This is a genomic window from Pontibacter virosus, from assembly GCF_003096355.1.
Classification (GTDB): Bacteria; Bacteroidota; Bacteroidia; order Cytophagales; family Hymenobacteraceae; genus Pontibacter; species Pontibacter virosus.
The window spans coordinates 111,863-130,602 of record NZ_QEKI01000005.1; the positions used below are offsets into that span (position 1 = coordinate 111,863).

Annotated in this window: 16 protein-coding genes and 1 tRNA gene; 7 read left to right on the top strand and 10 right to left on the bottom strand. The window is 50.3% G+C overall.

The annotated features are described in order from the left end of the window. Positions 1-228: 228 nt before the first annotated feature. Positions 229-1,902: a phenylacetic acid degradation protein PaaN gene (gene paaN, locus C8E01_RS09460; RefSeq protein WP_116543128.1), complete on the top strand. Its 1,674-nt coding sequence runs from the start codon at positions 229-231 to the stop codon at positions 1,900-1,902. Between the two features lie 60 nt (positions 1,903-1,962). Here the strand turns inward: paaN and C8E01_RS09465 are convergent, their stop codons facing one another. Then, the gene (locus C8E01_RS09465; RefSeq protein WP_116543129.1) at positions 1,963-2,259 is read right to left on the bottom strand and encodes a sll1863 family stress response protein; all 297 of its coding nucleotides are present in this window, start codon (positions 2,257-2,259) and stop codon (positions 1,963-1,965) included. 219 nt (positions 2,260-2,478) lie between these two features. On the opposite strand from C8E01_RS09465, the gene C8E01_RS09470 reads away from it, so the two are divergent. The 3 genes from C8E01_RS09470 to C8E01_RS09480 all read left to right on the top strand — a co-directional run bounded on the left by C8E01_RS09470 (position 2,479) and on the right by C8E01_RS09480 (position 6,707). Next, positions 2,479-4,809, top strand: coding sequence for a TonB-dependent receptor (locus C8E01_RS09470; protein ID WP_116543130.1), 2,331 nt, complete (start codon positions 2,479-2,481; stop codon positions 4,807-4,809). 77 nt (positions 4,810-4,886) lie between these two features. Next, positions 4,887-6,026, top strand: coding sequence for a PepSY-associated TM helix domain-containing protein (locus C8E01_RS09475; protein ID WP_116543131.1), 1,140 nt, complete (start codon positions 4,887-4,889; stop codon positions 6,024-6,026). Positions 6,027-6,266: 240 nt separating this feature from the next. Next, the gene (locus tag C8E01_RS09480) at positions 6,267-6,707 is read left to right on the top strand and encodes a response regulator (RefSeq protein WP_116543132.1); all 441 of its coding nucleotides are present in this window, start codon (positions 6,267-6,269) and stop codon (positions 6,705-6,707) included. A 58-nt stretch (positions 6,708-6,765) separates the two neighbouring features. Here C8E01_RS09480 and C8E01_RS09485 read toward each other — a convergent pair whose 3' ends face one another. The 5 genes from C8E01_RS09485 to C8E01_RS09505 are packed head-to-tail and all read right to left on the bottom strand — an operon-like array spanning position 6,766 to position 10,845. Further along, positions 6,766-8,136 (bottom strand): sensor histidine kinase, encoded by a 1,371-nt coding sequence (locus C8E01_RS09485; protein WP_116543133.1) that lies wholly within the window; start codon positions 8,134-8,136, stop codon positions 6,766-6,768. 3 nt (positions 8,137-8,139) lie between these two features. Next, the gene (locus C8E01_RS09490) at positions 8,140-9,171 is read right to left on the bottom strand and encodes an ATP-binding protein (RefSeq protein WP_116543134.1); all 1,032 of its coding nucleotides are present in this window, start codon (positions 9,169-9,171) and stop codon (positions 8,140-8,142) included. After that, positions 9,161-9,565: an anti-sigma regulatory factor gene (locus C8E01_RS09495; protein ID WP_116543316.1), complete on the bottom strand. Its 405-nt coding sequence runs from the start codon at positions 9,563-9,565 to the stop codon at positions 9,161-9,163. Before C8E01_RS09495 ends, C8E01_RS09490 begins: the two co-directional genes overlap by 11 nt. After that, positions 9,558-9,968, bottom strand: a complete 411-nt coding sequence (locus C8E01_RS09500) for an STAS domain-containing protein (protein ID WP_116543135.1) — start codon at positions 9,966-9,968, stop codon at positions 9,558-9,560. The genes C8E01_RS09495 and C8E01_RS09500 overlap by 8 nt, the downstream gene beginning before the upstream one ends. A gap of 4 nt (positions 9,969-9,972) precedes the next feature. Next, on the bottom strand, positions 9,973-10,845 hold the full coding sequence (locus C8E01_RS09505) for an STAS domain-containing protein (protein ID WP_116543136.1): 873 nt from the start codon (positions 10,843-10,845) through the stop codon (positions 9,973-9,975). A gap of 217 nt (positions 10,846-11,062) precedes the next feature. Between C8E01_RS09505 and C8E01_RS09510 the strand changes: the two genes are divergently transcribed. Beyond that, complete coding sequence (locus C8E01_RS09510) at positions 11,063-11,581, top strand: DUF4136 domain-containing protein (RefSeq protein WP_116543317.1); 519 nt, start codon at positions 11,063-11,065, stop codon at positions 11,579-11,581. Between the two features lie 215 nt (positions 11,582-11,796). Here the strand turns inward: C8E01_RS09510 and C8E01_RS09515 are convergent, their stop codons facing one another. From C8E01_RS09515 to C8E01_RS09530, 4 genes are all read right to left on the bottom strand, one after another. Continuing rightward, positions 11,797-12,729, bottom strand: coding sequence for a threonine ammonia-lyase (locus tag C8E01_RS09515; protein WP_116543137.1), 933 nt, complete (start codon positions 12,727-12,729; stop codon positions 11,797-11,799). A 2-nt stretch (positions 12,730-12,731) separates the two neighbouring features. Continuing rightward, positions 12,732-13,106: a RidA family protein gene (locus C8E01_RS09520; protein ID WP_116543138.1), complete on the bottom strand. Its 375-nt coding sequence runs from the start codon at positions 13,104-13,106 to the stop codon at positions 12,732-12,734. 335 nt (positions 13,107-13,441) lie between these two features. After that, a tRNA-Pro gene (locus C8E01_RS09525) sits at positions 13,442-13,515 on the bottom strand. Between the two features lie 113 nt (positions 13,516-13,628). Beyond that, the gene (locus tag C8E01_RS09530) at positions 13,629-14,897 is read right to left on the bottom strand and encodes an APC family permease (protein WP_116543139.1); all 1,269 of its coding nucleotides are present in this window, start codon (positions 14,895-14,897) and stop codon (positions 13,629-13,631) included. Positions 14,898-15,685: 788 nt separating this feature from the next. On the opposite strand from C8E01_RS09530, the gene C8E01_RS09540 reads away from it, so the two are divergent. Then, positions 15,686-16,813, top strand: a complete 1,128-nt coding sequence (locus tag C8E01_RS09540) for a sugar phosphate isomerase/epimerase family protein (RefSeq protein ID WP_116543141.1) — start codon at positions 15,686-15,688, stop codon at positions 16,811-16,813. 236 nt (positions 16,814-17,049) lie between these two features. Further along, positions 17,050-18,729, top strand: coding sequence for a GMC oxidoreductase (locus tag C8E01_RS09545; RefSeq protein WP_116543142.1), 1,680 nt, complete (start codon positions 17,050-17,052; stop codon positions 18,727-18,729). Positions 18,730-18,740: the final 11 nt, after the last annotated feature.

Below are 18,740 nucleotides of genomic sequence, written 5' to 3' on the forward strand. Positions count from 1 at the left end.
ATACACAGAAAAGAAAGTATGCAGTGGTAAACCACTGGCCCTGGGGTAAACATTTAAATCATATTAAACTATTAGGTGGATACAACCTCACGTAAGCAGAAAGAGGTATAGAGTAAAGTGCATACAGCACGGCGAAATTTAAAGATGCTTCCCGTGCTTAATAAAAAAATACGTAACTTTCCAACAATTGATTCTAATATATGTGTTTAATTATATAAAATAAATACTATGACCTCGGATTTGAAAAATAAACATCTTCCCATTCTAGAAAACGCTGTGAAGGCCTTGCACGAGCGTCGTTTTTTTGCCCAATATCCCGAAAACCCAATGCCTGACATTTATGGCGAAACTGCTGATAAAGAAGGGCGTGAGAAGTATAAGCAGCATCTTAACAACAAGTTCACAGAATTAGTGCATGATAGCGCTGAAAATTGGGCAGGTCAGGAAGAATCTCCTTACGAGCAGCGGCCACTAGGTATAAAGTACCCTTATTTTAGTGCAGAAACGCTGGTGGAGCGTGCTGATGAGGCTTTCCATCAGTGGCGCAAGGTGAAACCAGTTGACCGCGCTGCCATTCTGGTAGAGTCGTTGGAGCGCATGAAAACCAGGTTCTTCGAGATTGCCTACGCTACAATGCACACCACAGGCCAGGCCTATATGATGTCGTTCCAGGCGTCGGGCCCGCATGCGGCCGACCGGGCGCTGGAGGCGATCGCGGCAGGTTACGAAGAGCAGACCCGCTTTCCGGAGCACATGGAGTGGGAGAAGCCAATGGGCAAGTATAACCTCAAACTGAACAAGAGCTGGCGTGCCGTGCCGAAAGGTATAGGCCTGGTGATCGGCTGCTCTACCTTCCCGACCTGGAACACGGTGCCGGGCATGTATGCAAGCCTTGTTACCGGCAACCCGGTTATCGTGAAGCCGCACCCGAAAGCGGTGTTGCCAATCGCCATTGTAGTGGCAGAGGTGCAGAAGGTGCTGGTGGAAAACGGCCTGAGCCCCTACATCTGCCAGTTGGGTGTAGACGCGGACGATCGCCTCATCACCAAAGAACTGGCCGAGAACCCGAAGGTAAAACTGATCGACTACACAGGCGGCACAGAGTTCGGTAACTATGTGGAAAGCCTGCCAGGCAAAGTGACTTTCACAGAGAAAACGGGTGTGAACTCGATCATCCTGGATTCGGTGCAGGACATCGACAAAGTAGCCCAGAACCTGGCATTCTCGCTTAGCCTGTACTCCGGACAAATGTGTACGGCTCCCCAGAACTTCTTCGTGCCTGAAACCGGTGTGAAGGTTGGCGAAGAGATGCTTCCGTATGATGAGGTAGTGAAGAAACTGACCGATGCCGTAACAGGCCTGGTAAACAACCCGAAAGCCGGACCGCACATACTAGGGGCTATCCAGAACCCAGCCACAGCGGAGCGTGTGAAAGAAGCAGCCAGCGTAAAAGGCAGAGAAGTGCTGAGCACCTGCGACATCAGCAACCCGATGTTCGAAAATGCCCGCACCTGCTCCCCGGTGATTTACGAAGTGGACGCAACGGAGAAAGAGAGCTTCAGCCGCGAACTGTTTGGCCCGATCGCCCTTGTTATCAAAACTAAGGACACAGACCAGTCAATCGAACTGGCAAAAGAGATGGCTATGAACTACGGCGCCATCTCCTGCGGTGCCTATACCACGGATGAAGAGACTAAAGAGAAGATTATGGATGAGATGAGCCTGGCGGGCACTCCGGTGAGCTTTAATCTGACGGGCGGCATTTATGTGAACCAGAATGCAGCTTTCTCTGATTTCCACGTGACGGGCGGTAACCCTGCCGGTAACGCCTCGTTCACAAACCCCGAGTATGTGATCAAGCGCTTTACCTGGGTAGGCTTCCGTGAGCCTGTGGCAGGCTAGTCAGCAGATGGAATAGAAACAGAAAGCCCCGGTGCTATACCTAGCGCCGGGGCTTTCTGTTTATTTGAACAGGTTGTCCATGTCCTTTTTCAGGTTGTCGAGGCCGTCCTTCAGGCCCTGCCACTTGCTTTGGCTGTCTTCCTGGTCGCCTAGTTTGTTGGCGATCAGTTCGCGTTTGGCCTCCAGCGCGGCAACATGCTCGTGGTAGGTATGGTTTGAGTCCGCGGCGGTGGCGTTTGCGCGTGCCTTCAGGGTTTTTATTTTGCTGTCAAGCTCTTCCAGGCTTTTCTCTATTTCCGCGCGAGTGAGGTTATTGGGTGCACGCATGTGTTCGGGTTTCAGGTTGTAAGTATCCATATCTTTGGTTCTGTTTCAATGTTGAGCGATACCGCTTGCTATTGGCAGGCATCACTCTAAATACTCAAAAAGGGCTGAAAAGGATGTATGTATGCAGGTGTTGACTGGCTATCGATGATTTTTGTCACTTATTTAGAAGATATCTAAATTACTCTTTTCTGTTATGGATATGGTGCTTACTTTTGCATCACTTTTTAGAATTGATCTAATTAAAGATACATGCAACGCGCAATCACCATCGTATGTACCCTTGTGCTGCTGGCACAACAGGTATTTGCACAAACCACGGGCCGCATTGAAGGCCGCATCCAATCCGAAAGAGGCGAAGGTATAGCCGGCATCAGTGTAGGGCTGGAGGGCACTTCTTACGGCTCTACCACAGACGATGAAGGGAAATTTCTGATTAAGAGTATACCGGTGGGTAACTATACGTTGGTTGCTTCAGGTATAGGGTACACCCTTCAAAAGCAGCTGCTGGAGATAGCAGGAGGGAAGGCCTCATTTGTAAATGTGGACCTGTCTGCGTCGTCGCATTCGCTTGGCGAGGTGCAGGTGACGGCCCACCGCAGCGGGGAGTACCTGCAGCGCACCGCTACCACTGCCACCAAGATGGAGGCGCCCATCAAATCGGTGCCCCAGTCCGTGCAGGTAGTGTCACGCCGTGCCATGGACCAGTTGCAGGTGCTGCGCCTGGAGGACGCTATGCGCAATGTGAGTGGTGTAAGCATGGAGACGGGCTTTGGCGGTCGTTCAGACATTTTCCAGATCCGAGGTTTCCGGACGGATATGCAGAGCGTGTTCAAAAACGGATTCCGTAACACGGTGCGCACCTACCGCGAGAGCGCCAACATCCAGCAGATCGAAGTGATGAAAGGCCCGGCCTCTGTGCTGTACGGCGTGAGCGACCCGGGTGGGATGGTGAACATCTCTACCAAAAAACCAACAGCCCATACCTTCCAGGATATCCAGATCACGGCCAATAACTTCGGCCTGGTACGGCCTTCCATAGACCTGGGTGGTGCTTTTAACGAGAGCAAGACTTTTAAATACAGACTGAACGCCGTGTACGAGCGCGCCGACAGCTACCGCGATTTCGTGAAGACCAAGCGTGTTTTCGTGGCCCCGGCCATCACTTACGATTTCTCCGATAAGACCTCCCTGACCGTGGAGACCGAGTTCCTGAACCACGACCAGCCATCCGACCGCGGTATCTTCTCGGTCAACGGCCAGATTGCTCCCGTATCAAGAAGCCGTGTGGTGATCGAGCCCGGCAATACAGGTGAGTTCACCAACCGCATGGCGCAGTACAACCTGCAGCACAAATTCTCAGAGGCATTGAGCTTCCGCCATGCTTTCAACTACAACTACGCCACCGAAACGCGCGACGTGGTGGAGCAAACTACTGTCCTGAAGGATGGTTCGTTCCGCATCAACCGCCAGCACCAGGACCAGGATACCTATGACCGCAACATCGCGACTCAGAACGAACTGTACGCCAATTTCAACACCGGTGCACTAGTAGAGCACAAGGCCGTGGGAGGTATAGAGATTTCGCGTTCGATATTCGATATCTGGGTGAAGCGTGCTCCTTACGACGTGTTCGACATCCCGAATCCGCAGTATAACCCTAAACCAAAGGATTATTCGCTGCTCGCTTACTCACAGGACTACCAGGACCGTGTGGATGTGCTGGGCTTCTACCTGCAGGACTTCATCACGATTAACCAGCGCCTGAAAGTGCTGCTGGGCGGCCGCTATGACTTCTGGGAACAGGAGAAAGAGAACCGCATGAAAGACGAAACGACCAGGCAAAGTAACAAGGCCTTTAACCCAAGACTGGGTGTGCTGTATGAGGTATACGGACCGGTTTCGGTATACGCCAACTACTCCAAGGGCTTCCAGCCAGGTATAGGACAGACGCTGGAGGGCGAAGCCTTTAAACCTATCACTTCGGTGCAGTATGAAGCCGGTACAAAAATCGGTTTGCTGAACGATCGCGTGAACCTGACGGCTGCTTACTTCGATATCACGCGCCAGAATGTGGTGGTTCCCCACCCGACACAGAGCGGCGCCAGTGTACAGCTAGGTGAGGTACAGAGCAAAGGTATAGAAACCGATATCACAGGGGAGGTGCTGCCTGGCCTGAATGTGATCGCCACCTATACCTATACCGACGCCCGCGTGACAAAGGATGCGCTGAGTGGAGACGATCCAAAACGCACTGTAGGCCGCCGCTTCAGAGGGGTGGGGTATAACAACAGCAGCCTCTGGACAACTTACGAACTGCAGTATGGCTTGCTGAAGGGCCTGGGTATTGGCGGAGGCTTTACGTATGTAGAGGATCGTCCGGTAGATGACGCCAACAGCTTTATGTTGCCAGGCTACACACGCTACGATGCGACCATGTTCTACAACAGCAAGCGCTTCCATGCGGCCCTGAACGTCAAGAACCTGACCAACGTGAAGTACTACGAAGGCTCACAGTCCGTAACCGTGATCATGCCGGGTGCGCCTACTACGGTGCAGGGTACCGTAGGAGTTAGATTTTAAGAAAGCAGATCAGAGATAAATAGTATCGGCGGCATTGTCCTGACAGGGGCAGTGCCGCCGATTTAAAGTTAGGGTATATGCGCAAGTTACTTCTTCAGTTACATCTCTGGGTCGGCCTGACGGCGGGCGCCGTGCTAGCCTTTATGGGCTTAACGGGCTCGCTCTATGTGTTTCAGCCCGAACTGACGGTGGCGCTATACCCTGAGCACTACAAAAGCTCTGAGCCGGAAGCTGCCCCTGTGGATGTGCGCCTTGTCGTAAAAAATGCCGAAGAGCAGTTTGGAGGCCAGGTGACCAGTATCTTTTTCCCGGTGCGTGAGTTGGAGAATTACATTGTCAAAGTGAAAGGCAGTAAGAAATTTCACTTTTTTGATGCAGCAACGGGTGACTATGTAGGGCAGCTCGAGAAGCGGCGGGGTGTCATGGATACAGTGCTGGATTTGCACCGCCACCTGACTGTAGGAGATACCGGTGCCCTGATCACGGGAACAAGTGCGCTTCTGCTGGCCTTTGTGCTGCTCTCGACGGGGCTATACCTGTGGTTTCCTCGCAAGCGGCGGCAGTTGAAAGAGCGTTTGCGCCTCAAACCCAATGCATCGTTCAAGCGCAGGAATTTTGACCTGCACAATGTGTTTGGATTCTACTTTAGCATACCGCTGTTTCTGGCCGCCATTACCGGAGCATATTTTGGCTTTCAGGAGCAGACCCAAAACATTGTTGATAAGCTTACGCTGGCAAAGGAACCGACACCTTACGTCAAGTTACTGCAGTCTTCCTATCAGGCAAGAACAGCACCGCTCTCTGTGTACCAGGCACTCGACCGGATGGATGCCTTATACCCCGGATACGTGAGGCGTACCCTTGTCATGGCCCCCGATAGTGTGGCAACGCTCAACCTGACCTACCTGGCCTCATCCGATCTGGAGGCTGGCCCGCAGAACCGCCCGATGGTATACCTGGACCAATACTCCGGCGCTACCGTGTATGATTACAATCCGAATACGGCTCCAATAGGCAGGCAGCTTACCCGCAATTGGTTCGTGCCGATACACTTTGGGGAAATAGGAGGCTGGGTTACGCGTGTCCTCTGGTTCTGTCTGGGACTGGCGCCGGCCATGCTATGGGTGACAGGCATTGTAATGTGGCGGGGCAAAAGCAAAAAGAAGAATAAGAATAAGAAAAGCGGCGTAAAGGTCAGGGGAGGTATGGTTGCCTGAAAAACTTATATGAGGTAACCGCTGAATTAGCTTTAATCTTTACAATCAAAAGTGTACTTTTGCGGCGCTATTGTACAGCATGTTCTATGTCGCTTTCGTAATACTGCAATATAGTACACAAAGAGTCGCAATATTGAACATTACTTGTTTACGATATGTTAGTGGCTCAACCGGGTAGAAAATCATCCGGGAGTGTAGATTGTACCTTACCGTTGATTTAGGAGAGATAAAAAACTAACTATGAAGGAAGCATCCGAAATGCTTGACCTAGTGCTGTTGGTAGACGACGATGATACCACAAATTATCTGAACAAACGCTTGTTGACCGATATGAAGGTATCCAAGGAAATCCTGGTGCTGAAAAACGGTAGAGAAGCAATTGACTATCTGAGTAAAGCCTGTGGCGAAAAGCCTGATGATGCTTTCAAATGTCCTGACCTTATTTTTCTGGATATCAAGATGCCCATGATGGACGGCTTTGAGTTTCTGGAGGAATACCAGCGAAAAGGCCTGGATGCCGGTGACCATGTGATCATTCTGATGCTAACTTCCTCGGCGAGTTTTTATGACCTGGAGCGCATCAAGAGCTTCAAAAAAGTGAAGAAACACTTCTCCAAAGCGCTCACTAACCACGATGTGAAAGAGATACTGGCCGAGTTTTTCCAGAAACGCAAAAACTAGTGAAAGCCATACTATAAACAACAAAGCCTGTACGCTGCAAGGTATACAGGCTTTGCTGTTATTCACCCTCTTCTGATTCGGTTACAACCTCACTGGCGGGCCACGAAAACACGAAACGGGTGCCACGCCCTGCCGACTCTACCCACACATCCCCATGCTTTTCTTCGAGTATGCGTTTCACAATGGCAAGGCCCAGGCCCGAACTGTCGGACCGTGTTAGGTTGTGTCCAAGCGCTTCGTATTTACTGAAGATCTGCTCCTGGTCTTCAGGGGCTATACCCGGGCCATTGTCCTGCACTGTAAACAAGATATGGTCAGACTCAAAACTGAATGCTACTTCAATCACGGCCTCTTCCGGCCTGTCATGGTACTTTACCGCGTTGCCAAGCAGGTTACTGAAGATCTGGTAAAAGTAAATCTCCTGGGTGTAGAGGGTAGGCATGTCATCCGGCAATATTATTCTGAATGACGCCGGTATATAGAGCGACTCCAGCACTTTTTGCAGTACAACCCGAACGGACACGATCTGACGGTGCAGGCTGTGGTGACCGGCAAGCGAATAGGCCAGTATACCTGTTATGAGTTTGTCCATCTTGCTGGCCTGCTCCCGCAGCATCGGCAGGAGAGAAGCCGCGTCTTCGTTATTTCCGGTTTGCAGACTGTTTTCAAGGAAGTTGATGATGCCGCCGATGTTTTGCAGGGGCGACCGCAGATCGTGCGAAACGGTATGTGCAAAGGCGTCCAGGTCTGCGTTCACTTTCTGGAGCTCCAGGTTGCGGCGTTCCCGTTCTTCTGAAAGCGTCTGTATCTCGAAGTTGGAATGCTGGAGTTGCAGGTTCAGCCTCCTGATTTCCTGTAGTTGCTGCTCTGCCTCCAGGTTGCGCAGCCGCAGCTTCTCGAGCAGTTCGAGCTGCTGCATGTTCTGCTTTTTGATCTCCGCATACGGCGATATGCCTTCTTCATCGTTAAATTCCTGCAGCCAGACTTCTTTCAGACTCTTGGTCACGACAGGCGACTGTGTAGGTATACGCTTGCGGAGGGTCACGGCAGTGCCCTGTTCATGCTCAGTCCTGATCTCAAAGAAATCGACGAGCTTGCGGGAGTTGACAATGCCCATGCCACGTGCTGTAGCGCTGCTGGCATACCTGGCCCTATCATAAATATGATCGAGGTTTCCGATGCCCCGCCCGCGGTCCGATACCGTGGCCTCCAGGTAGTTGTGGCCGCTCTCCTGCACAATGCCAAACTGAATGGTACCATTGCCTACATGCTCTACCACGTTGCGGCATATCTCTGACACGGCCGTTGCGAACTTGGTTTGACTAGCCTGCGCCATACCTGTTTTTTCAGACAGCTGCATAGCCCGTCTGTAAGCCAGCACCACGTCCAGCTCGTTTGCAATGTTTATTTTGAGAAGACTCCTGGGCATGGACTACTGTTTAGCTTTGCATACAAGTACGAGCGTGTCATCTGTCTGGCGACTATGGTCTTTGTAAAGAACCGCCGCGATGGTGGTGGGCGGGTGGCGGTGCAGATTCGGGTAGCGGCTCAGGTCCCAGCGCGATTTCAGTCCATCGCTGTGCACAATGAGCAACTTGTTACGGTTCCAGTCCAGGCTTTGGTTGTTGAAAGTGCCCGGCACATTGTGCCCGAGTATCCCATTGTAAGAAATCACATTCTTGTAAGACATGTTGCCCAGCGGACTTTCCATAGAGAAAAGTTTTCCGGCAATGTTGCCAATGCCACAGTACGTGAATTTGTTCTGCGTGATGTCGATGCTGGCAGCAAAGCCTACTGCGCCCCGTGTACGGCGTATGCCATTGTGTATGGTTTGCAGTGCCAAAGCCGGATCAGGTACCGGGTTTTCGCAAAAAGTCTTGACCGCCAGTTGCGCCGCCTCCTGGGCGTGCGTGCCGTGCCCAAGTCCATCCAAGGCCAACAGGTAGGCGCCCCTTTCGTGGTGAATGATGGCATAACCGTCGCCACAGTCCACCTCTTTTGGCTTGGGAACCATGATGCTGCCAATTTCATAGCGCCTTGCTGCAGGTATAGACTTACCTGGCTTGTACACCCGGGTCACGATGACTGTGCCTACCTGCGGTTGAGAGTAAAGATCGAAAACATCCGACTGCCGCTTGATAGCGCCGAGGCCTTCGCCAGCTGAGCCGAAGGTCGATACGCCATCCTCCAGCATACGCTCAGGATCGGCCATGCCGGGGCCGTTGTCGAGACTGATGATCTCTATACCTTTAATGGGTTTACCGATGGCCTTCACCAGCAGCTCGCCACCATGCGCCGTGTGCTTCTCCAGATTGGTGAGCATTTCCGACACAATGATGTTGATTTTGCCCACGGCTCCCTCCGACAGGGCAAAACTCTCGGCAAGGCGTGTAATGTCTTTTTTTGTGAGACTCGCGTAGCTCCGATCGGGGACTGCGAAGCGGTGATGTTGGTTAACGTCCATGTTTCCAGTGGATGACAGTTACGGTGGTGCCTTCTCCCGGATTACTCTTGAGGTCAAATTCATTGACTAATCGTTTGGCGCCGGGCAGACCAAGACCAAGGCTTCTGCCAGTAGAGAAGCCATCGCGCATGGCCAGGGCAATATCCGCTATACCTGGACCTTCGTCTTTAAAGGTCAGCCTGATGCCGGTTTTGGCATTGAGGCTGATCACTTCGAGTATGACCTTGCCCCCGCTGGCGTACTTGAGCATGTTGCGCACCAGTTCGCTCGCTGCCGTGATCAGCTTGGTCTGGTTCACCAGACTCATACCTATACGGGTGCCAAATTCGCGCACGCGGTTGCGGAAGGGTACCACATCCTGTTCGCGCACGATCTCCATCGTGTCTTTAGTCATTACGATCATCCTGGTCTTCCTCCTCTTCGTCGTCTAGTTCCAGGTTATCGCCTAGTTTATTGTTAAGTAACTCCATACCCTTTTCTACATTCAGGGCAGTGTATACACCTTGCAGGGTTAGGCCGAGCTCCACAAGTGTAATAGCCACAGCGGGCTGCATTCCAACTACTACGGTTTCGGCATCCATTATGCGCGACATAGAGGCAATGTTGCCTAAAATGCGGCCCATAAATGAATCTACGATACTTACCGTGGAAATATCAATCAATACGCCCCGCGCTCCGGTCTGACTCACCATGTTGATCAGGTCGTTCTCCAGGGTCAGGGCGAGCCTGTCGTAGAGGTCTATCTGAATGGTAACCAGCAGAAAAGGCCCCATCTTTAAAATCGGTATCCTCTCCATCGTACTAGCGCATTAATTTTGGGCCCTTGTGTCGCTCTGTGCGGCGCACCTCCAGATTAGTCATGCTGAAGGCCAGGTGCAGTGCACTGGCCAGACTGGCCTTAGTTTTGATATTGGATAGGTCGATGCCCAGGTGCACAATGGTTTGCGCGATCTCGGCCCGAATACCACTGATAATACACTCGGCGCCCATCAGGCGGGTGGCACTAACGGTTTTGATCAGGTGCTGTGCTACCAGCGAGTCCACGGCAGGTACGCCTGAGATGTCCAGAATGGCGATGTTACTACCTGTGTTTACGATCTCCTGCAGCAGGTTTTCCATCACAACCTGTGTGCGGGCACTATCCAGCGTTCCGATAATAGGCAGGGCAAGTATGCCGTCCCACACCCGGATCACTGGCGTGGATATTTCGCTTATTTCATCTGTTTGGCGGAGGATTACCTCTTCACGACCTTTGATGAAGGTTTCGAAGGTGAGGATGCTCAGGTTGTCGAGCAGATTATTAAGCTGCATAATCTCCTGGTAGAGCATGCTTGTGTCATCCTTCCGCTGTTCAACCAATACCTCAATCACGGACTGCTTCAGGCTCAGCACATAAGCGCCGGTTTCGCGCGGGCTAAAACCTTGTCTGGCCCGGGTAATGGAAATGTCGCGAAGTGTGTCAGTTACCTGCTCAAACTCGGTGTCGTAAATATTGTTGTAATTTCCTTTGGCTACAGCTCGCAGCAGGCCGTCCAACATCTCTTTCGATTGACGCTGTAATTCATCATTCGTCATCAGGTCATCGCGGAGGGAGGCATCCGACAGTTGGTTCTGCATCCACTTTTCGAGGATGCGCTCTTTGTTTTTTTCTAGTACTTGTGCAGTGGTGTTCATGGTAGGGCAGAACGTAGCTTATAGACGTATGGTTTAGACGATGCACAAATTTTACATCGCAGATTGTATCCTGTAGTAGGACATGTGCTAAGTTAGGTATAAAAATTGCAACCAAAGCATACATCCCGGATTACCGCTTACGTATATACAATTTATTTTATGTAAAGACCAAGGACTTTCGGAAATGAGAAATCTGTTGTGTAGTACTGCTTTTCTGTTGCTTTTACTGTTATCGGCTTGTACTCCTGCTACAAGCATTCAATCTGAGCCAGCACCCGGCTTTGCCCTGAGCACGTATCGTCAGTTTGCCTTTATGGAGGTGAAATCCGATGTAGAGAATGCGGGGCCCGACTACCAGGGACATGTGCACTTCTTGAAACAGGAGCTTACCCGCCAGTTAGAGCAACGCGGACTTAGGCAGGCCCCGTCTGAGGAACAGGCCGACTTGCTGATTAACCTGGGCATTGTAGTGGACAGGCAGGTGCAGACGAGAGAAACCGATATCATTTCTGATCCGCCCCGCTACATTGGTCAGCGTCGCTATACCTGGCAGAGCAAAAAAGTTGAAGTAGGCCGCTATAGCGTAGGCACGGTTTCGGTGCACTTGGTAGACCCTGTGCAGAACGAGTTGGTGTGGCAGGGCACGGCAGAGCGGGTTATCTCGGATAAACCCGAAAAGCTGCGCGAACAAATAGAAAAAGGTATAGAGCAGTTGGTAGGGGAGATCCCAACTTAAGTGAAGATGATACTTAGCCAAAAGAGGCCTTACAGCAAGATGTTAGGTCTCTTTTGTTGTTGAAGAGGTGGGATTCGAACGCAAAAACCACCTATGTTAAAGTGTCTTAAAAGCGTTGGTTAAGAGAAAGTTTCTGGTAGAATTTCAATGTTTTGCCTGTAGCTGACGCAGATACTGAGGCAAGGTGATTTTTAACGGTTAGCACCCATGATTTATTAAAACGGTAATTTTTGAACATCTACATTACCACCCGAGAGTATAATTCCCACCTTTTGATTTTTCAATGTTCCTTTTTCCTTTAATAATCCTGCGAATGCAACAGCACTGGAGGGTTCTATTACAATTTTCATTCTCTCCCAAATCAAACGCATTGCTTCTATTATCTCGTCTTCCTCTACAAGAACAATATGGTCAATCCCTTTTTTAATGATTGGGAAATTAACGTCTCCTAACTGCGTTTTAAGTCCATCTGCAATGGTGGGTTTATTATCGTGCGTTTCAATTTTATTTGAAACCAAGGAGCGGTAAGCGTCATCTACAAGAGCGGGTTCTGCTCCTACGACTTTTACTTTTTTCGAAAAATTTTCCGCTGCCAGAATGGTGCCTGCCACCAAACCCCCTCCTCCCACAGGAGTATAGATACAGCTAATATCAGGATAATCCTCAAGCAGTTCCATGGCTGCAGTTCCTTGTCCTAGAATGACATTCAAATCGTTGGAAGGATGGATAAAAGTCAAACCTTTTTCCGCTACCAGCCGATTAGAATATGCTTCTCTCGCTTCATTTGTCGGGGCGCACTCCACTACAATGCCACCATACCCTTTCACTGCATTCTTTTTTACGGTGGGCGCTGTGGAAGGCATCACGACATAGGCGGCTATTCCCAGACTTTTAGCGGCAAGCGCCAATGCCTGGGCAAAGTTTCCGGATGAATGCGTCACCACACCTTTCTGTTTTTGCTCATCAGTCAGTTGCATAATAGCATTTACTGCTCCGCGCATTTTGAAAGCACCCATACGCTGGAAGTTCTCGCATTTAAAGAACAGCTCACAGCCTGCTATTTCATTTAATAATTTGGATGTCAGAACGGGTGTTCGATGGATGTATGGGTTTATCCTTTCCTGTACTTCGACCAATTGATTTTTCATTCCTAAATTTCTGCTATTATTTCTACTTCTAGTTGGTAACCATAATGTAATGCCGGCACGGGTACCACGGTCCTTACCGGCTTATGGTCTCCCATAAAAGAAGCATAAAGTTTATTGAACTCCGGCCATAAGTTGACATCGGAAATATAGGCTGTAACTTTAACTATCTTCTCCTTGACCGTACCTGAAGCGTGCAGTATTTGAATGATATTTTCAAAAACTACTTCAAATTGACTTTCAAAAGGTTCGTCATGATGGTGTGTTCCATCTGTTGAAACAGGTAATTGGCCAGAAACAAACAAAAGATTATTGGAGATTATGGCTGTGCTGTAATGTCCATTTGCGGCAGGCAACTGTTCGTTGTTGATTATTTTCATAGAGCAGTAGTCTTGTTTAATAGTGTTGATGTCAAAATTGATGCTAACTAGTGTATAGTAGGAGTGCCTGCTCCCACTAGCTGCGCTATGTGTAGAGTGTGGTTATCTCTTACTTTAAGAGAATGAATATAGGAAGAAATAGGTGAATTAGGATAGGCTTGCCTGGGAATTCTACAAGAGTGGCGGTATAAAAAGGTTCACTAGATGTGTCTGAAAAGAGTGAGGGTAACTTATGGTGTTCATAGGCGCTGCTTTGCCTAAAAAACCTGTGTCATTTAGTGTCACTTCAGCTTCAATAAAGAAGGGCCTCCACAAATTGTAAAGGCCCTTTTCTGTCGGAGTGGCGGGATTCGAACCCACGACCTCCAGCACCCCATGCTGGCGCGATACCAGGCTACGCTACACCCCGGAAATTTTCTGCAACATAGCAAAAACGTTGTTTCATAGCAAGACCAGGCCTGTATCTATACCGCAAATTGTTTCAGGTTTGATACCTGTTTAGTTTAAGGAGTTTGGGGAAAGTTACTTGCCGTATACCTTATGAAACAGCAAACGCAGTACGAATCCAATCGCCAGCAATCCAAGTCCGGAGAGCATTACCTGTAGTGGTAGTGATACAGACATGGCCAGGCAGCCGATAAGACCCAGAGTTGGTATGATCTTTCCGTAGAGCTGCTCCGAATTCGGTTGCTTTAAAGCAGCTATGTTGGTGATGCTGTAATATAGCAAGATCGTGAAGGAGGCCGAACGCAGGATGAATTCGAAAGAACCCGCCAAGGTCAGAAGCAGAATGATTGTGCCCGTCAGGAGAATACCTACATGCGGTACCCGGAAGCGGCGGTGTATTTGCTCAAACACCGGTGGTAGATCATGTCGCCTTCCCATGGCCAGCATCATGCGGCTTATTCCCAAAATCTGACTCAGGAGCACCCCAAGCATGGCAGTAGATGCTCCGATCGTGATCACAGTCCGGATCGCGGGCGTGCTTAGTGCCTCCGCCACAACCTGCAAAGGCGATTTGCTATCTGCCATTCGGTCCGTGCCGATCACGCCGACGGCTACCAGCGAAACGGCTGCATACAGCACAATGGCCGAAACGATGGTAATGATGACCGCACGCGGAATCGTTTTGTGAGGTTCCCGGACTTCCTCAGCCAGTGTGGCAATGCGGGCATACCCCGTAAAAGCGAAAAACAGCAAAGCCGAAGCTTCCGCTACACCTGCCATACCAAAGGGAGCAAAGGGCTGAAAGTTTTCTTGTTTGACAGCAGGTATGCCGCTAAACACCAGGGATAGCAGCGAAATAAGTGTTACCGAAACAATAGCAAGATTAAGCACACCAGCTTTTTTGATGCCGAAGTAGTTGGCAATAGTAAGCACGAGCACGGCCAGCACAGAGAGGGCCAGAGCAGAAAAGACAGGGATAAGCTGGTAGAAGTAGCTGCCAAAACCAATGGCGACAACACCCGCTGCCGACAGCTTGCTGATCAGAAACATCCATCCTGCAGAGAAACCGAGCGTGGGGTTTAGGAGCCGGTAGCCATACTCGTAAGTGCCACCGGAGTGTGGGTATACGGCAGCCAGCTGTGCAGACGATAGTGCGTTGAAGGCCGCAATTATACCTGCAAATAGCAAACCGAGCAGAAAGGCCGGACCAGCCAAACCAGCCGCAACACCAGTCACGACAAATATACCTGCCCCAATGATGGCGCCCAGACCAACGCCCACCGCATCTTTTAGCGTGAGCACACGGAGCAGGTCATGTTGTTTATCCACGGTGTTTTCTTGCATAAGTATAAAAATCTCACTTTGTAACAGGCTGTACGAATAGAAGATAGCACCCGGAGGTAGGGATTGGCAGACCAATTTTATAACTTTGCCTATCCAAGCTAATCCCGGTCGCTCCCGCTGCGATCGAATAAAATTACATCTAAAATTGTTAAAAGCGCTCCTCTACATTCTGATCATCATAGGCTTTGCGTATTTTCTGTTTTATCCGTTTTTAAAGCGGCTTATTAGCAGAAAAGTGCTTTTTAGATGGTTGATCCTGGTCTATGTGATTGCACTCGCTATCTCTTCAATTAACAGTTTCTTTCTATAGAAGGGCTCACCAAGCAAAAAAGCGCCAACCACTTTTGCAGTAGCTGGCGCTTTAAATTGTATTGGTGCTCTCGGGAGTACGAATTTTGAATCATTTTGTGGATGATTTACGCATGTTATATTCGCTGAGTCAATTATGGTTGTCCACTAATTTTCAGAAAAAGAAGTGTGAAAAATAGCCATCAGCACCTAAAGGCAGGGAACTGTACAGGAAAGATATCAAGCCGATCGAAAGCATTTGGCCTCTCGCCTGAGTGTAGGTATAAGTTGTATCTGGGGTGAGCAGAATCTTGATGCGTGCGACATCCAAGCTGAATAGCGATACAATATAATATGCGGCTGATTTGGAGCTGTAACCAGAATCTTATAACTTATTATCACATTGCGTTCTAATTATTTGTCTGTGTTTCTATGGCTAGTATGTATCATGGGAAGCCACTCAGCAAATATCCTGTAAATCCTAAAGCGGCAGCATGCTTATGAATAATCAAATTTGGATGATGACCTCAGCCTTTGACCAGCTGAATTTAGATGAAATTCTGGACAGGGCGGCCGAAATAGGTGTGCAAGGCCTGGATGTTTGTGTATTCCGCAAAGACGGTACCCGCGACGACTTCGTGGCAACCCACCTGGACTATGAGCACTTCGGGCCGAAAGAGGCCAGCGCCCTGCTCGACAAATTTAACCGGGCCCGCCTCCGCCTTTCCCTTGGCGCTTTTGACAACCTGATTGGGGGCGACCCGGAACAGCGTGTCCGAAACCAAAACCATTTGCTGCGCCTTATCCGGATGGCTCACCTGCTGGGGGGCAACGAGAACGATGTAAAGGTAGGTACATTTGTCGGCTATAACCATGAGCTTGGTAACCAGGAAAACGGCTTTCAGAAAAATCTGGACGAGTACGCCCGCATTTTCAGTCCCATCATCCGGTATGCCGAAGACCTGGGCGTGACTGTTCTATATGAGAACTGCCCGATGGAGGGTTGGCGTTCTGCTGGTTATACCTCCACGTTTAATAACCTGACAGGCGTGCTGGCCGCGCGAAAGCTGATGTACGAGATGATTCCGAGCAGCGCGCACGGCGAAATCTACGACCCATCGCACGACGTCTGGCAACACGTAGACCCGGTTGAGGTAATCCTACATACTGATGTAAAGCGACTGCACCGCATTCACGTAAAAGCTACGCGCAACGGCAACAACGTGTACTGGGGTAACATGTACCCGATGCAGTTGGTAGATGGGGAGTTGGCCCGGCGTGCAGGAGTGCCCACCTGCCGCCACGAGTGGGACCGACACAACTACGAAGCCATGCTGCCCGGCTTTGGAGGCTCAGACAGTATGGACTGGCGCGCCTTCGTGAGCGCACTCAAAGAGGTAGATTTTACTGGCCCCTTCGAAATTGAAAACGAAGCGGCTCTCTCCAAAGGCACTGGCAATATGGGAGCCATCTTACAGGGCTTTAAAGCTGCCACCTTATACCTGGCCCCGATGCTATGGCCCCTGACAGAGAACGGTTACCAGTACGACGCAACAGGTTTTCAGGAATTGAAGCAACCGTCCAACAAGGACATTCCGGTCATGACCATGCGGGAGCTGGCAGGCTAGATATACGTTAGTAACTCTTTATACCTATATACCTGTTTAATAGTCGATAATGTTTGCTTTTCTGTCTTAAAAGGATAATATTAGTTATTCATTACGCTTGCTTACTGGTACCTCCAGACTGTTTTTAAACCTGGTTATTGGTGTTTAAATATGTTTTAAACCCATTTCCGGATACTTTTACTCAGAAGGAACCAGATTTCCACTTTAACCTTCAACACTGGTAATTATATCTTGATATGGCTGATAATGTGTATGACGCAATTGTTATAGGGTCGGGAATCTCGGGTGGCTGGGCTGCCAAAGAACTCACTGAGAAAGGCTTAAAAACAATTATGCTGGAGCGCGGCAGAAACATAGAACACGTGAAGGATTACGTGAATGCCCAGAAGCACCCCTGGGACTTTCCGCACAGAGGAGGCCGCACACAGGAGATGATTGAAAATTACCCGGTGCTCAAACGCGACTACCCTCTCAACGAAACCAACCTCGATTTCTGGGTAAACGAGCAGGAAAGCCCCTATACCGAAACCAAGCGCTTCGATTGGTTCCGTGGCTACCAGGTAGGCGGCCGCTCGCTCATGTGGGGCAGGCAAAGTTACCGCCTGGCCGAGATTGACTTCGAGGCCAATGCCAAAGAAGGTATAGCCGTGGACTGGCCCATCCGCTACAAAGATATTGCCCCATGGTATAGCTATGTGGAGAAGTTTGCTGGCATCAGTGGTTCCAAGGAAGGTATACCGCATTTGCCGGATGGCGAATTTATGCCTCCTATGGAAATGAACTGTGTCGAGAAAGACGTGGCAGCACGCATCAAAGCACACTACAAAGGGGAACGCCACATGATTATTGGTCGGGTGGCGAACATCACGCAGCCTACCCAGAACAGAGCCAATTGCCAGTACCGCAGCAAATGCTGGCTGGGCTGCCCGTTCGGCTCTTACTTCAGCACGCAGTCCTCCACGCTTCCGGCCGCCATGGCCACGGGTAACCTCACCCTTCGCCCTTTCTCTATCGTGACCAGGATTCTGTACGACAAAGATACCCGCAAAGCAAAAGGGGTGGAAGTGTTGGATGCGGAAACAAATCAGACCTACGAATATTTCGCCAAAATCGTGTTCCTGAATGCGTCGACCCTCAACTCTACCTGGGTGCTGATGAACTCCGCCACCGATGTATGGGAAGGCGGCTTGGGAAGTAGCAGCGGCGTTTTGGGTCATAACCTGATGGATCACCATTTTCGGGTGGGTGCCTCTGGCAGAGCCGAAGGGTACGATGACAAATATTACTTCGGCCGGCGCCCCAACGGAATTTATATTCCGCGGTTCCGAAACGTTAACGGCGACAAGCGGGACTACATCCGGGGATTCGGCTACCAGGGCGGCGCGGGACGCAGCGGCTGGGGCCGCGAAATTGCCGAAATGAGCATCGGGGGCGACCTGAAAGATGCGCTCTGCGAGCCGGGCGACTGGTCAATGGGCATCACCGCCTTTGGCGAAATCCTGCCTTATCATGAAAACAAAGTCAGCCTCAACCACAGCAAAAAGGATAAGTGGGGGTTGCCCGTGCTTGATATCGATTGCGAGTTGAAGGAAAACGAACTGAAGATGCGCAAGGACATGGGGGAAGACGCCAAGGAGATACTGGAAAACGCCGGCATAAAGGATGTGAAAATCTTCAATGCCGGCTATGCCGTGGGGCAGGGTATACACGAGATGGGAACAGCCCGCATGGGAAGAGACCCCAAGACATCGGTGCTGAATGAATGGAACCAGGTATGGGACGCCAAAAACGTCTATGTGACAGACGGTGCCGCCATGACCTCCGGCGGTTGTCAGAACCCATCGTTGACTTATATGGCCCTAACCGCGCGCGCTGTTGATCATGCCGTGAGCGAATTGAAAAAACAGAACCTGTAACCCGTATACCT